Genomic DNA, 15799 nt, shown 5'->3' with positions numbered 1-15799 from the left:
GCCTCGTCATCGGACAGCAGCAACTCAGGCAGCTTCGGGTTCGGCATGCCACCGAACCCTACGCCTGCACACGAATTAACAACTCAGGACACTAGCCGCCCTCCTGCAGGCGCGAGATGAGGAACTGGTGTCCCGCCGCGACGCCATCCGGCGCGAAGAAGCCGACTCCGGCATCGCACTCGTCCGATGGCTCGAGGCGCTGGGCGAGTGGCTGACGGCCTTCGACGGCCTCCCCGAACCCCTGCGGGCCGCGCTGTCAGAGGAGACCTCCCCCTTGGCGATCACCTGCCAGGGGTTCATCACGACCACCGACGAGTTCCTCCACGCGGCCCAGCGCGATGGGGCCGCCCACCCCTGGGTGCGTGGACGTGACCTGTTCCTCACCGTGCTGGCAACGGCTTGGGTGCGCAGCGCCGCCCTGGCAGACGAGTCGTCACCCCAGGCGTTGCACGCCTTGATGCAGTCAGGCTGGATGACGCCCCGGAACAGCTCAGCCTCAGGTTCAACGTGAGGAGCGTTGCCGGTCCCCCTGGGACACAGGACGTGAGCGCCCCTGAACCAGACGATCACTGAAAATCGATCTGGAACAGCAAGAAACCCGCCCGGTCAGCGAATTCGCTTGACCAGACGGGTTCTACCTACAAGTGGAGCTGAGGGGACTCGAACCCCTGACCCTCACACTGCCAGTCGGATCAGGCCACGGCCCTGACCTGCGAAAACAGAAAGCTTCATGGCTGACCAGCGCGGTTGGCCGTCGTTCAACGCTGTTGCGTGCTGTTGCGTGACGTTCTGTTCTACGCGGTGCTCCAGAATCGCTCCACTTAGAACAGTGTGAGACTCGTAGCCGAAAGTCACCCGACAAACCGCAGCGGGCCCGGCGTTCGCCTGCTGCCGAACGCGATCACGGTCCTGGCCATGTGCTCGGGCCTGTCCGCAGTGCACTTCGCGAACGTCGGCATGTGGGGCGCGGCCATCGCCGCGATCGCGGCAGCGGCCGTGTTCGACGGCCTGGACGGCCGCATCGCCCGCATGCTCGACGCGACGTCGAAGATGGGCGCGGAGCTCGACTCGCTGGCCGACGCCATCTCGTTCGGCGTCGCGCCCGCACTCGCGGTCTACCTCTGGAAGTTCGAGGGCAGCCGCGCGGGCTGGGTCATCGCGCTGATCTTCGCGGTCTGCATGGTGGTCCGCCTGGCCCGCTTCAACACGTTGCTGGAGAAGGAACAGCCGCCGTTCGCGAAGGAGTTCTTCGTCGGTGTGCCCGCTCCGGCAGGCGGCCTGTTGCTGCTGCTACCCCTCATCATCGAGGAGCAGGTGAAGGTGCCGCCGCGCGCGGTGGCCTCATTGCTCCTCGCCGTCGGCCTGCTGGCGGCCGCGATCGTCACGTACCCGTTGGTGGCACTGATCATCGCGATGGTCGTGTACCTGGCACACCTGCCCTACTCGGTACGCTGGTACCTGCGGCTGTCCAAGCACCCCGAAGCCTGGACCGTCACCGGTGCCGACCACGCGCACACGGCGTCGCCTCCCACCGCAGCGGACGGCGCCGGTCCGTCGGCCAACAGGCGTCGCCGGTCCTGGCTCCAGCTCGGACTCCGACGCCAGCCCAAGCGCTGATCGTTCAGTTGAACTGACCGCGGGCCGGACACGATGAACGTGTCCGGCCCGCGGTCCTCTGGTGCGGGCTGTTCAGCTGTTCAGCTGTTTCGCCAAGTCAGACAGCCCCCACACCTGTTTTGCTGTCAACTGACGCACTTCCCAGAGCAAGGCGGCAACATCGCGGTGCTTGGCCGAGTGCACGTGATCTCCGATCGCCAGATCCACGTCCATCAAGTTTGTCAGAACTCCGGCCGGCATCCCGAAAACGGCTGAGAGGCCGATAACGAGCTTTGCGTCGAACACTCGTAACCCGCGCACCATCCCACCGATGTTCGACGCCGAGAGGTAAACCTCAGACATCATGCGCAGCACCTGGACCGATGCGCCCCAACTCATGTTGCGAAGGGCGAACATTCGCGCGAACAGCGAACCGAACCCAGGAGGGTACGGCTGTCCGGACGGCTGCAAGGGACCGTAACGTGAAGATCCGGACGGCGAAACCAGTGGCAGCGCGCGAGCAGCGTCACGCAATTGGTCACGACCCGATTCAGGCAGCCGAAGCGCGCGCTCGACCAGCTGGGCGAGCCCACTGCTGGCATCTGCATGAAAGGGCATCTCATCGTCGGGCACAGTTCGATCGGCGATGATGAAAAGGTCGAGCTTCTGCATGCCGAGCCGCTCCGCAAGCAGGCTGAGATGCTCCTCGGTGAAAACTCTGCCCACGCCAGGCGGAGGCATGTCCTCCCAACCTTGCACGAGACGCGCCAGAATGACGTCGTGGCCAGGAAAAGGTGGGCGACTCACGAGCCGCCCCGGGTGATCAAAGACCATGCACTGTCGTCGAAACTCCATCCGTGCCGATTGAAGGCCTTCTTCGTGATGCCCAACAACGAGTTGCTTCCCGAAGATTGTCTTGGCATGTAGTGCCCCGAGTGGTTGTCGATAGCGCTGATCACTCCTCGGTCGTCAGTTTCGAACATACCCGCCATGATCACTCCGTTGCGGTTGGCCAACGACGTGTGACCGGTACTGTAGTGAATGTCAATCATGTCGCTCAATGCCATAGCACGCAGCGCACCGTCCTCGCGAACGACGAAGAGATATTCGTTGTTCGGCGCAAGTGCCGATCCCGGAGCGGCACCTGCATCGGCAGGAATCCGCGCCTGATACTCGGTATCAACGCCCCTGCGGCCTGGCTGGAAAACCTGGTTGCCGCAGTTGTGGGAGAGGACAGCGGTCGTACCCGCTTGAACGTGGTAGGTGTGCTCGCCGCTGACCGTCAGGTTGTGGACACGCTGTTGGGCAGTCCACTTCCGAATCTGGACGACCTGGACCACGGTTCCGGCAGAAGTCCGCAGCAACGCCCCCGCGGCGAGCTTGTCCGCCCGCACCCAGTCGTTGAGTTCCGGCGACCAGAACCGGTGCCCATCGGTGGCGACAATCTTCTCATCTTGGCCCTCGACGGTCAGCTCAACGAGGTTCTTGGAGCCGTTACCGACGATGGTCCGCACGACGTCTCGAGGCTGACTCTCACCAGTCGCTGGATCTGTGGCCAGGACTTGGTCGCCTAGCTCTATCTCTTCGATCACCTTGGAGGAGCCATCCGCCATCAACAGGCGTGTACCGGGCACGAAACTGTTGACCAGACATGCGGCAGCTGACTCGACGGCTTCTTCGACCTTCTCCTCGACCCGGCGCAGCCTCGCGGCGGCATCCGCGATCTTGTCCATGATCCGGTTCGCCTTGACGATCGCGCGAACGATCCTCTCACCGGCCTGCAACAACTTGAAGGCCTTGGCCGCCGGCACCAGACTGACGCAAGCGAGGATGTCGAATTCCGTGAAACAGTTCTTGACGTCGTTGATGCCCGTGAGATCCATCAACAGGTCAGGAAGCTCCGCAACGACAACGTCCCACCACGACTGCGAGTTGTTGGCCTCGCGCAGATACTCCTCGTACTTGTCCTTGCCCTCGAAAGCGTCGTAACGGGCCTGCTGTGCCGCCGCGGTGGACGCCTGACCCCGCTGCTGGTTCCTGCCGGCACTCGGGTACGCCTGCGCGAGCCCGTGATCGCCTGTGCTTGGCGAGTTGCCGACGATGATGCCGCGTTCCTTGTCGATGCCGTAGCTGTGACCGTCGGCACCGGTGCCGCCCTCCAGGTACATGCCTGACGGGTCGGAGAACGTCACCGGGTTGTTATTGCTGTACGAGTAGCCATTGACCTGCTGCGGGTTCGCCGTGTTCATGATCGGGTCGTCCGACAGGAACCGGCCGGTCGCCGGGTCGTACTCCCGAGCACCCAGATGCGTCAGACCAGACGTATCTCGTGTACCGCCGACAAAACCCTTGTCATCCGGCCAAGAACCGCCGTTCGGGCCGCGGGCCTTGCCGAACGGGTCGAAGTACTGACGCTGATACGTCAAGTCACCAGCCTTCACCGACAACGTCGGCGTGCCCTGATGATTGCCCACCTCGTACGACAGCCGCCCACTGGAATGCCGCACCGCCACCACGGTGCCGCCGTGCGCGTAGTAGCGCTTACCGGACACCTGCTGGGTCGCATCGTCCATGACCAGCTCCATGCCCTCGGGCAGGTAGAGCGTGGTACGGCCCGGTTCGCGCTTGATCAGCCGGCTACCGTCGGCGCTGTAGAGGTACGACGACTCCTTACCGGACGCCTCCACCACCTTCGACGTGCGGCCTTCGACGTCGTAGGAGATCGTCTGGGTGTTGCCCGCCACCTTGCGGGAGGTTGTGGCGCCGGTCTTGTCGTAACCGAACTCGTCAAGAGCAGTGCCGGACGGGCCGCTTTCCTCGATCGAGCGAACGACGTGCGGCTGCTTCGCCGAGTCGTAGTTGTACTTGCGGTTGACCACGTTGGATCCCGTGGTCGTGCGCTCGTTGGTGCGGTTACCGATGCTGTCGTACTGGTACTCGTGCTGGTACGAGGCCGCGCCGCCAACAACGGTGGTCGCACAGTCGCCTGACAGAGGAGTGAACGCCTTGGTCAGCCTGCGCAGCTTGTCGTACTGGAAGCACTGGGTGTCCCAGGCCGTCTTGTCGCTCGGCTCGTCGGCGATCTTGGTGATGTTGCCGCCGGTGTCGTACGAGTACTTCTGGTTGGAGATCCGCCAGTCGGTGTCACGTGAACGGTCCACGATGGACTGTTCGAGACGGCGGTTGCCCTCCTCGAAGTAGTTGGTCAGCCACAGCTGGTTGACACCCTCGGTGGGGTTGGATTCCGGGCCGAGGGTCAGGCGCAGCGTCTCGCCGAACTTCGAGTAGATGTGGTCGCTGGCGTAGGTGGTGAGCCCGGCGGTTTTGACCGGCGCGCCCTGGTCGTTGTAGTAGGTGGCCACCGACTCCTGCGGCAGCCCACCCGCGGCGGGCAGCACCGAGGATTGGGACGCGCCGGTGACCGGCGTGTAGTCGCGCTCGAAGTAGTAAGTCTGCCCCAGCGTCCCTTCGGTCGCGGGGATCTCGACCTGGGACTCGCGGATTCGGCTGTAAGCGTCGTACCGTGTAATCCGCTGAACGTAGGCTTGGCCGCCGGAGAAGCGGGTGGCCGAGTCGAGCAGGCCCTTCTTCTTGGCGTCGTACTTCCACTCGGCGAGCGTGGTGTCACCGGAGACGATCTGGGTCTTGCGGCCCAGCTGGTCATACTTGAACGACACCGACCGGTTCTCGCTGTCGGTCGTCTTCACGACCTGGTCGAGGTTGTTGTACTCGACGGTGGTCGTGCCCCGGTCAGGGTCGGTCTCCTCGAACTTGCGACCCAGCCGGTCGTACTTGTACGACCACTTGTTGCCCGCGGGATCGGTGACCTGCTCCAGCTGTCCCTTGAAGTTGAACTTCGACTTCGTCACGTCGGCGCCGACGCCGTGGTGCTGGATGCGTTCGACCTCACGGCCGTGCGCGTCACTGACGACGGTCGTCGGTATCTGTCCCGGCGGAGGCGTCACGTGCACGCGGTCGCCCGCGTAAACCGTGGTGGTGCTCCACTGCGGCGTGCCGAACCTGTGGAACGCGACGCTGACCGGGCGAGCCAGCTTGTCGTACTTGGTGACCTCCTGGTTGGGCACCTGGACATCCGCCACCACGAACAACTTGCCGTCCGGCGCCTGCCGGTTGAAGTAGGCGTTGCTGGTCTTGGTCACCAGGCCACGTGAGTCGAAGAACGTGTCCGTGATGATCCGCCCGAGATCCCCGGCCTTCTGCTCGCCGTCGGGCACCTGGGTCTGGCGAGCGCGCAGCAGGCCGTCGAAGATCTTGTACGAGACGTTGTACTGCTGGTCGCGCTCGCGCAACGACTTCGAGACCTCGATGACGGTCGCGGTCGCCTCGTCGTAGACGTACTCGTACTGGGCACTGGCACTGAGGTGCCGTGCCCGATGCGGGAGCCAGGTGTGGGTCAGCCGGCCCAGCGCGTCGTACTTCGCGTCGATCCGCTCGCCGTTCGGGCCGATCTGGGCGACCGGCAGGCCGAGTGCCGGGTCGTACTCGACGGTCGAGGCGTGGCCCTTGGCGTTGGTGGTGGTCACCTTGCGCACCGGGAAGCCGAGCGCGGGCTCCATGACCGTGGTGGTGTCGCCCATCGCGGGGTCGGTCGTCTTCTTGACCCTGCCGTAGACGTCGTACTCAGTGGTCGTGATCGCCTGATACGCGCGTGGGGTCGTGCGCTCGCCGTTCCACCGCGACGCGATGGTGACGAGTCCCTTGCTCGGCGCCTCACCAGGCAGCTTGCCGTCGTAGGCGGAGACCGTGTCGCTGATGGTGTTGTCGTCGGTCGCCGCGGCATCACACTTCGCGGCGTAGGTGAGGATCCGGCTGGCATAGGTCCACATCCACGCGGCCTCGTTGGACGCGTAGGTGGTGAGTGTGCACCGCTCGTCGCCGGTGACGTCGATGTCACCCTCGTCCTGGACGGTGAGAGCACGGCCGTGGGCATCGTCGAACGTCGTGCTCGCCCGCTTGGTCCGCCACCGGTCAGTGCCCAGCGAGGTCTTGGTGGTCACCGTCTTGGTGTTGAGCAGCAACGCCTTGTCGTCGCCGTTCTCCGCCGTAGCGACAGGCGAGATCCACGGTTCGCTCGTGGTCTTCGTGTGGACCGCTCCACCGTTGAGGGAGAACGTCTTCCACACGATGCCCTTGAGCCGCTCGACGTCCTCGATCCGCTCACCGTCGTAGGAGACCCAGGCATCGCGCTTACCCCTCGGCACCGGATCGCCGGGCGGCCGGTCACCGGGCACGGGATCGCCGTCCATGCCGCGCAGGTAGATCGTCTCGGTCACCGGCCGATCGGGCTCGTTGGTGTCACCGGAGATCGTGCGAACCTTGTTGTAGCCACGCCACTGTGACCAGGTCCGGTACTTCGGATCACCGAAGTCGTTCTCGTCGTAGTGCCACAACGCAGCGTTGTCGATGCTCTCGTACTCGTAATACGTTTTCGTCTGCTCGCTGAGCTGACGAACACGATCGTCCGCGATGACCGCGCGCACGACGTATTTGTGGAACCAGTGCAACTGCGGCTCAGTAGCGCCCTCCGGCGTCCAGTACGACGGGAAGCACCGCATCGTGTTCTCATGAGCGTTCGCGAGAACCGGCATGCGCTGCCCCGGCACACAATCCTTGTCGGTGTACTCGACCTCGGTGATACCACCGGCCTCGTGCTGCACGCGCTTGACGCGACCGCGCAGCAGCGGCGGATACACGTCGCTGTCACCGTCCACCCGATTCGCCATCGTGAGGCGCTCGAACTTCGTGGCGGGCAACGACTTCGCGTCACCGACCAGACCGGTGTGCTTGATGCTGTCGAGCCACAGCGCCGGGTCCAGACCGTCGTTGGACGGCGGGAACGACTGGCCGAGCTCCCACTGGTCGACGTCACGCCACTCTGCGGCGACGTTCTCCTTGCGCACCTGCGTGGTGATCTTCGTAAGCCGCTGCTGGCTGAAGAACGTCGGCGAGTACTGGTTCTCGCACCTCGCACCGGGTGCGCAGATCTGGTCGAACGGCACGTCCGGCCAGTTCTTCGCGTTGTCCTTGTTCAGCTTGCCCGGAGCACAGTCGAAACCGCTCGACGGAATACATCGCTCCGAGTAGTGGAACTGAACACGTCCCGGAGCCGGAGCGTTCTCGTCCGAGTTGTGCAGGCCGTAGTCGATGCGGTCCAACCGTCCGGCGCGCTCGTACTCCACTCCGTCGGTGGCCTCGAGGTTGCGGCCGTACCGGTTCTTCTCGGTCTTGTAGTAGAACCGGGTGACGTTGCCCTTCGGGTCCACCACGTAGTCGACGTTCCACCGCCACGCCTGGCGGCACGACAGGTCCTTGAACGGCTTCCCTGCCGCCCAGCACTGGTCACCGGAGTGGTTGCCGAACACCGGCACCGTCCACGTCGACTCCGCCTCGCGCGAGCCGAGGAAGTACTGGGTGCCGTTCGGGGTCGTCACCTTCCAGTACTCGCCGTTGTCATCACCGCCCGCGACCGGCGTGCGGTAGAGGCGCTCAACCTTCGAGCCGTCGTCGTTCTTGGCCCGCCACGTCTCCGTGGTGCCAATCCTGACGAGCTCCGACGAGATGCCAGCGAGCTGGATGGTGGCGTTGTCGGTCACCCAGCACAGGTCGGCCGTCTTCTTCTGGCCGATCGTGGTGTTGAGGTCCTCTCCACAGCTCTTGTAGCGGCGCTCGATGAACCCGCCCGCGCTGAGGTCCCAGCCGTCACCGGACGACGACGCCTGGTTGTTCGTCGCGCTGGTGCGCCCGTCGACACCGCCCGACGAGTAGCCCAGCGACACCCCCGGCGCGCTCCCACCGACCGAACCCGGCAGCTTGATCGGGTAGTTGAAGGTGAAGTCGCCACTCGAACCACCGGCAGACCAGCTACCCGCAGGGGACAACGAGGTAGCCTGGAACGAACCCCCGGCACCACCCGCGGCGGGCTCGGCAGCGAGCACCATCGCGCCCGAGGACGGCGCGAGATCGGTGGCCGTCAGCTTCTTCGTCTTGACGTCGTTGCGCGACTGCACCGCGGTGCGCGTCTTGCACTCGGCCTTGTCCGGAGTGGACAGCGCACATTCCGGCAGCCGCACCAACCGCAGCCGCGAACCGTAGTCGCCGCCGTAAGCGTGTTCGAAACCGGAGTAGTCGACCTCGACCGACGTCTTGCCTGGAGACTTCCCGGCCTTGTCGGACACCTTCAGCACGACACCGGCCACGCCGATCTTCGCTGACGTGTCCTGGCCGAACGTCTCGACCCGCACCGGGGCCGCCTCCGCCTTGCCGACCTTGACCGGGGCCGCACCGGCTTGGCGGAGGTCACCTGAAGCGGCAACCTCGGAGTTGCTCGCTGACGGCCAGCTGACGTTCGGGACAGGCTGGTTGCTCGCCACGATCGGTGTGACGGGCCGCAGCTTCGCGGCCTCGCCGGGAACGTTCGTCTCGGATTGGGTGGCGGGTTTTTTCGCGTCTCTGCCCGTGGGCTGGGCGAGCGCCGGCGTCGGGGAAACGACAGCGGCGATCATCACCCAGCCCAGCGACAGGGCCAGAGCGCGCGACCACCTCTTGTGGTTGCGCATGAACTTCCTCTGTTAGGAGTGAGTGTGCTGGATCAGCTGCGAACGGCCTGCGCCCGGATCTCTTCGTCCGAGAGCGCACCGGCGTAGACGCGGACGTCGTCGATCCCGCCTTTCCAGAACCCACCCGCGGCGGTCGCAGGCGTGAGCCTGCCGAGCTCCACAGTGGACTCGGATGTGGCCGACCCGCCGGTGAACGAAACCCTGGTGATGTAGATACCGTTCAGGTACAACCGCATCTCAGAAGCGGTCGTGTCGTGAACCGCCGTCAGGTACACCCACTCCTGCACCTCCGCTTCATAAGCGGTGGCAACAGTGGAGCCGGCCATCACGAACTCCCACTTCCTCGACGCACCGCCGTACCTCAGGTCCAGCTGCGAGGTGCCGTTGTGCGCCAGGCTCACAATCGTCCGAGGCTTGTCCTCTGGCGCGTCCAGATCCAGCCTCGCCCACGTGGAAACGGTGTAGGAGCGGTCGGTCCGGATGCCCGGCGCGGGAGCCGAGACGTACGCCTCGACGTCCTGAGGCTGTCCCTGTTCATCAGGCCCGTTCAGCAGCAACGACGTGTACCTGCTGCTCGTCTCCCAACCGACCTTGCCACCCGCAGTGGCGACACGGCTGGTCACCTCGTCCTTCGTGGACGTGCCCGTGCCCTCGCCGATCTTGTAGTGAGCACGGATCCCTGCCTGCTTCGCCAGCACCTTGATCTCGGCGTCGTTCAGCGTGCGGTTGTACACCTTGAGCTCGTCGACCGAGCCGACGAAGGAGGCGATGTCCTGGCCGTTCCAGCGATGGCGCCCCACCAGCAGCTGCGACGCCTGCCAACCCTCCAACCCGGCGATCTCGCCCTGCTTGATGCCGTCGACGTGCAGGGAGAGCGTCTTCTTAGTGGCCTCGTAGGTTCCGGCCAGATGGGTCCAGACACCGGCCACTGCATCGGACCCTGCCCGCACGACCCTGAGATCGGCCTTGTTGTCCTTCGCCGTCATGCCGAACGTCCAGCGTTTGACGCCCTGGTCGTAGTACAGGCTGGAACTGAGCGTGGAGGCGTCCGCTGTGGAAACGACCGCCTGGCCGGCGCCGATGCCGTCCAGCTTTGCCCACGCCGACAGCGTGAAGTTCTTCGACGTGTCGACCACCGCGCCACCACTGAGGAAGTCCTGCGCCACGTTCAGCCGAGTTCCCTTGCCCGAGTAGCCCGCCGCAGTGAGGTTCGGGCTGCCGTTCGGCACCAGCGCATTGCCGCCGTTGGAATCGGTCAGCGCACCATCCAACGCCCAATGCGCCGCAGGCGGCCCGCCGGGCAGCACGATGAAGTTGTACCGCTTGAGGTCGGACAAGTTGCCCGCCCGGTCCACCGTCTTCACGAACAACGTCTCTGACCTGGCAGTGCCCGGCGTCCAGCGGATCGTCGCCTTGCCGTCCGGGCCGGCCGCCATCTCCTTACCGAGGCCGTCACCGCCGTCCGAGGTGAACGAGTAGACGAACTTGGACACGTCACCACTCGCCGACTTCACCGAATCCAGCTCGAACGTGCCGGTCACACCAGCACCACCGCCAGGCGCCGACGCCGGGTACTCCACAGAACTCACCTGCGGCACAACGGGCTTCACCGTGTCGACGATGAACTCGCAGTTGCCCTCCCAACCGGAAGTCAGCTCACCATCGCTCGCGTTCACCGACCAGTTGTAGACACCGTCCTCAGTGATCGTGTCCGGCTGCACCTGAGCCTCGACAAAGGAACCCGAAGGTGTGTCCGCATAGTGGTAGTCAGCGATACCGACGCTGTTCCCCACCGGTCCCTTGTGCAACGCGAAGTGCGACCAGAGCACGCCACCGTCGGGATCGGACAACTGGCCACGCAGGCGCGGCGTCCTGGTTGGCACGTACGAGATCTTGTCCCTGCTTCCGCACGCGTACAGGCCGCGTTCCATGCTCAGCTCGCGCGCCTTGTTCGGGGGTGAGTTGTAGATGACCCTCAGCACCGGGTTGAGGTCGAATCGGCGCCACGCCTTGTCGTTCGCGTCCAGGCTGTCGCTGATGAGTCCGAGGGTCATCGCGGGATAGGAGTTCTTGGCGTGGGAGTCGACCAGGCCGGTGATGTCGAACTCGGTCTGACCGTCGGAGGGGCAGTAATCAGCGTTGTTCTTCGTGTTGATCGTTCCCTGCTTGCTGAACCACGCGGGCCCACCGGCGCGCCACGTGGTGTCAGGACCGAAACCGCCCATGTGCCACAAGGCAGTCGGCTGTACTTCTGCGCATTTCGCGGAGTGGATCACCTTCGTCGCGAACTTCGCGGAGTGGACCTTCTTGCCGGCCAGCGGCCCCGTGTTCATCTCGACATACGAGATCGAGGCGCCGGTGCTGCTGTGCCAGCCCGACTTGAGATCGCCCAACTGACCGTCGGTGCGGTCGTAGTTGCGGGCGTCCGGGAAGTACTCCTGCAGGACCAGGTGATGATTCTTGAAGCCGGCCCAGTCGTACCTGGGGTCGATCGAGACCGGGAACTTCGTCTCCGGCGAAGCAAGGAACGCCTGGTCGGGCACCACGGACAAGGTGGCGGCGGTGAGCTCGACAGCCATCTTCGCCGGACGACCGGTCGCGTCCCACATCTGGGAGGCATCACCGGTGAATCGGACCTGCCCCCTGTCGTCCTTCACCTCCAGCAGACCATCCCGCTGGCTCAGCTTGCCGCCCTTGACGTGGGAGCCGTAGGTGATCTTGCGTAGCTTGTCCGACTTCGCAGCCTCCGCGGTCTTGACCACCAACACCTGACTGAATCCAGTGGAGGTCGCATCGACCCTCAGGTCGACACCCGACCACACCTCTTCGTACGTCGTCGTAGAACCGTTCACCGTCGGTTCTGGCAACGCCTCAGGCCAGCTCAGACCTACCTCGACGCCGTCCTTGGCCACCACCGCCAGCGGCGTGCCCTTGCCCTTTCCAGCAAGCCGAAGGTCCACCAAGGTCGCCTCGGGACGGATCAGACCGTCCGAATGCTTGCGCACCTCCGTGTCGACCGGAACCCACTTGTCGCCGCGCTTGACCCGCTCCGCACGGAGTGTCTGAGTCACCGTCATCGTGCCGTCCGGATTCGCCGAGGTCTCCGAAGCCTCGGTCGTCAGCCCGGACACCTTCACCGGCTTGTCGAACTTCCGCGCCGCCGCCAACGCGGCTCCCTCGTCCGGCAACTCAGCCGGAGCCGGAGCCGCAAGTGCGTCAGATGTGACGAGACCAGCCGACAAAACGAGCACAAGAGCAAACGCGCGCAGCCCAAAGCCGCGCGCCGATCTATGGCGCACCAAAATCCCCCCCAAGTCAGACACTCCCCCTGAGCGCCAGTCAGCCTCAACCAACATCGACTCGAGATCAATCCACCGACCGGTGTAACCAAGCGCAAGCCCAGTCTCACAGTGAGTAGCATCACCACGCGGATCACAGTGACCACAGAGCACGGCATGGCTACAGCCACGCGCATTGACTCCGCGCGGCAACCGGCTCGGCCACAGCGACGTCCATCGCGCCCACGCCCACCGACGAGAGCAACTCGAGCGCCCCAGGCCACCATCTCCACGGCCGCGGCCTACTCAGACGTCGCGTCCGAAATCGAACAGCGGCTCCTCAACGCGCCGCAATAGCTGGCTAAGCGCAACCAAGAAATGTCGAACCCGCTCTATTGCGCCGCCCACACGCATCACGGGAGGAAGCTGTACAACGAACTTGACGCGCACATCGCTGGCGGGATGGTGACACCGTCAAACCGAACGACCACAACGGAAGCACCTTGGTCGGAAGCGACGATGTCGCGTTCCTGCTCCACGACACCAACCCAAGGCACGCCCGACAGCATCACGGCCGTTCAAACGTCATGCCTCCGGACCACTCGCCACATACCGAATGCCGCTGACCCTCACACCGTCGGCAGGAGGGTCACATCGTTCACCCCAGGCCAGGGGGCCAACACAACGACCAAACCAGAGAATCGTGCTCCAGAACTGCTCCACAGCGTCCCGACAACACGACCAACAGATGATCACCGGAGATCAACCCGAACAGCAAGAAACCCGCCTGACCAGCGAATTCGCCAGATCAGACGGGTTCTACCTACAAGTGGAGCTGAGGGGACTCGAACCCCTGACCCTCACACTGCCAGTGTGATGCGCTACCAGCTGCGCCACAGCCCCTTGAAGGTCCACGTTCCCGCCGGGTTTCCCCGTCGTTCTCGTGTGGCAATACCGTACAACACCCATGCCACAAGATAAAAATCGGGGGTATCCAAGGAGCATTCGGCCTGGTAGGACCCGGTGACGACCCAGCAGCACCGCCCACCCCGAAGATCGAGTGCGCGCCCCCGAAACACGCCACGAGCTGCAAGAACAGCACCGCCAACCGAAGCAGCCCGCGCACAACGATCACGACGAGCCACGAGTGACGCGCGGCACAAAAAACAACGCCCGGCCCCGAACAGATCGGAACCGGGCGGCGTTGCCCGAAGGGGCTTACTTGGTCAGGTCGGATAGCCAGTTCTTGTTGTCCAGGTCGACGAGCTTGCCGCCGGACGCGACGCTGGGCGTGCCGCGGAACCGGCCCGACTCGCCGTCGCGGAGGGCGGGGTCGTTGCTGGTCTTGGACATCAGCTCGTCCAGCTGCGACTTGTAGGTCTGGTTCTGCACGCACGACTCGAAGGAGGCGGACGTGACGCCGACTTCCTTGCCCAGCTTGATGAGCTGGTCCTTGGTGTAGCCGGCTTCGCCTTCCTCGGGCTGCTTGTTGAACAGCGCCGCGTGGAACGCGTTGAACTTGCCGTCGTCGGCCACGCACAGGGCGGCGTTGGCCGAGTCGGTCGAGTAGCCCTCGGGCGACGAGAGGCGGTTGAGCATCGGCAGGATGTGGTAGCGGACCTTGACCTTGCCGTCCTCGACTGCCTTCTTGATGTCGGTGCCGTAGGTCTTCTCGAAGGTGCCGCAGATCGGGCACAGGAAGTCCTCGTACACGTCGACGGTCACGGTGGCCGTGTCCTTGCCGACGAGGACGGTGCCGCCGTCGCGGACGGCGGGGGCCGAGATCGTGTGGTCCGCCGGCGCCAGCGGGATGGCGTCCGTTGTCGATGTGGACGGCTTCATCTGCTGGAAGACTACGTACCCGATGACGGCGACGGCCAGCACCGCCACGACGGCGATGCCCGCGATGATCTTGGTGCGGTCGGAACCCGACGAACGAGCCTGGACCACCGCACGCGCGGCCTGCTTCTTCTTCCGCGCACTGCGCTCTGCTCCACCCACGGCGATGAGGGTAGCGACACAAACTAAAAGAAAGCTGAGCGCGCAATCACGCTTCCGGGTGACGTGGCTTGCCGCCGACCCGTTCGCCGGTCGGGATTTCGGCGCTTTCGTCCAGGCAGCCGCACTCCGGCGCCACCGCGGCGGCCGTGTGCTCCTCCTCGTGCGTGGGCAGGGTCTCGGGAGCGACGAACCAGAAGCCCACGGCCAGCAGCAGCGAGGCGCCGGTGATGGCGAACGACGCTCCGAAGCCGAACGAGTCGGCCAGCAGGCCGGCGGCCATCGGGCCGATGATGGCGCCCAGGTCCGTCACCATCTGGAAGCCCGCGAGGACGGGTCCGCCCTTGCCGCGCGCGCCGATGACGTCGGCCACCACGGCGTTCTGCGGCGGGTTCAGGAGTCCGGCGCCCGCGCCCGCGATCAGCGACGCCGCCATGAACGTCCACAGGTCGCCGGTGAAGCCCATCCAGACCGTCGCGAGGCCGCTGATGAGCAGGCCGGCGATGGCGACGGGCTTGCGGCCGCGCGTGTCGGCGATCCTGCCGGACAGGAACAGCATCGCGGCGTTGCCGGCCGCGAACACCGACATCGAGATGCCGGCCACGGCCGCGCTGTGTTCCAGCGCCTCGATGACGAACACCGGCACCAGCGAGATCCGCACGCCGAACACGGCCCAGCCGTTCGCGAACCCGGACGCCAGCGCCGCCCGGTAGGCGGGGTGCCGCACCGCCGCACGCACCGTCATGGGCACTTCGGTGTTGGTCCTGTCCAGCGCCACCAGCGTCGACCGCCGGAGGAAGATCCAGACCACGAACGCCGCGATGCACAACAACACGCCGTACGACACGAACGGCACCCACAGCCCGAACGGCACCAGGCCGGCACCGACGATCGGACCGGCGATGTTGCCGACGAGGAACCCCGCCGCCCACATGCCGGACGCCCGCCCGCGCATCGGCGCCGGCGTGATCCGGATCAGCAGCCCCAGCGCGGCGACCGTGAACATCGTCGACCCGACACCGGCCAGCGCGCGCCACGACAGCATCTCGGCGTAGCTCGTCGAGAACCCGGACATCGCGGTCCCGATCGCCACGATCAAGATCCCGACGATGTACACCCGAGGCTCGCCGAAGCGGTTGACGAGCTTGCCGCTCATCGGCGCGAACGCCAGCCGGACGAACGCGAAAGCGCTGATCAGAGCCGCGACAGCGGTATGACCGACGCCGAACGAGGCCGCGTACACCGGCAGAACAGGTGCCACGATCCCGAACCCCACGGCGATGATGAAACTCGCCGCGACCAGAACCCACACCTCGACCGGCAACCGCTCGCGCACAAAGCCTCCCTTAG

7 protein-coding genes and 1 tRNA gene are annotated in these 15799 nt (G+C 65.1%); 2 read left to right on the top strand and 6 right to left on the bottom strand.

Features of this window, described 5'->3' with window-relative positions; all coding sequences use genetic code 11:
- Window positions 1–127: 127 nt before the first annotated feature.
- Together AB0M48_RS44090 and pssA are read left to right on the top strand one after the other, a co-directional pair.
- Window positions 128–511: a hypothetical protein gene (locus AB0M48_RS44090; RefSeq protein ID WP_363854873.1), complete on the top strand. Its 384-nt coding sequence runs from the start codon at window positions 128–130 to the stop codon at window positions 509–511.
- A 404-nt stretch (window positions 512–915) separates the two neighbouring features.
- On the top strand, window positions 916–1617 hold the full coding sequence (pssA, locus tag AB0M48_RS44085; RefSeq protein ID WP_363854870.1) for a CDP-diacylglycerol--serine O-phosphatidyltransferase: 702 nt from the start codon (window positions 916–918) through the stop codon (window positions 1615–1617).
- Between the two features lie 72 nt (window positions 1618–1689).
- On the opposite strand, the gene AB0M48_RS44080 is transcribed toward pssA, so the two are convergent.
- From AB0M48_RS44080 to AB0M48_RS44055, 6 genes are all read right to left on the bottom strand, one after another.
- Window positions 1690–2268 (bottom strand): hypothetical protein, encoded by a 579-nt coding sequence (locus AB0M48_RS44080; RefSeq protein ID WP_363854868.1) that lies wholly within the window; start codon window positions 2266–2268, stop codon window positions 1690–1692.
- A gap of 131 nt (window positions 2269–2399) precedes the next feature.
- Window positions 2400–9173, bottom strand: a complete 6774-nt coding sequence (locus AB0M48_RS44075; RefSeq protein WP_363854865.1) for an RHS repeat-associated core domain-containing protein — start codon at window positions 9171–9173, stop codon at window positions 2400–2402.
- Window positions 9174–9205: 32 nt separating this feature from the next.
- Window positions 9206–12487 carry a LamG domain-containing protein gene (locus tag AB0M48_RS44070; protein WP_363854863.1) on the bottom strand — a complete coding sequence of 1094 codons (3282 nt, stop codon included), beginning with the start codon at window positions 12485–12487 and terminating at the stop codon, window positions 9206–9208.
- 794 nt (window positions 12488–13281) lie between these two features.
- Window positions 13282–13354 (bottom strand) — tRNA-Ala (locus tag AB0M48_RS44065).
- 315 nt (window positions 13355–13669) lie between these two features.
- Entirely contained in the window at window positions 13670–14452 is a 783-nt protein-coding gene (locus tag AB0M48_RS44060) for a thioredoxin domain-containing protein (RefSeq protein WP_363854860.1), read from the bottom strand.
- A gap of 46 nt (window positions 14453–14498) precedes the next feature.
- Window positions 14499–15785: an MFS transporter gene (locus AB0M48_RS44055; RefSeq protein ID WP_363854857.1), complete on the bottom strand. Its 1287-nt coding sequence runs from the start codon at window positions 15783–15785 to the stop codon at window positions 14499–14501.
- Window positions 15786–15799: the final 14 nt, after the last annotated feature.

Source organism: Lentzea sp. NPDC051208 (assembly GCF_040682435.1).
GTDB classification, from domain to species: domain Bacteria; phylum Actinomycetota; class Actinomycetes; order Mycobacteriales; family Pseudonocardiaceae; genus Lentzea; species Lentzea kristufekii.
The sequence above is the reverse complement of the archived record's forward strand: the minus strand, read 5'-3'. Positions and strand labels throughout refer to the sequence as shown.

What these genes read in the sequence shown, in the direction of transcription:
- pssA (WP_363854870.1), top strand. Translation starts at nt 916, where the DNA reads ATGTGCTCGGGCCTGTCCGCAGTGCACTTCGCGAACGTCGGCATGTGG.
- AB0M48_RS44075 (WP_363854865.1), bottom strand. Translation starts at nt 9,173, where the DNA reads ATGCGCAACCACAAGAGGTGGTCGCGCGCTCTGGCCCTGTCGCTGGGC.
- AB0M48_RS44080 (WP_363854868.1), bottom strand. Translation starts at nt 2,268, where the DNA reads ATGCAGAAGCTCGACCTTTTCATCATCGCCGATCGAACTGTGCCCGAC.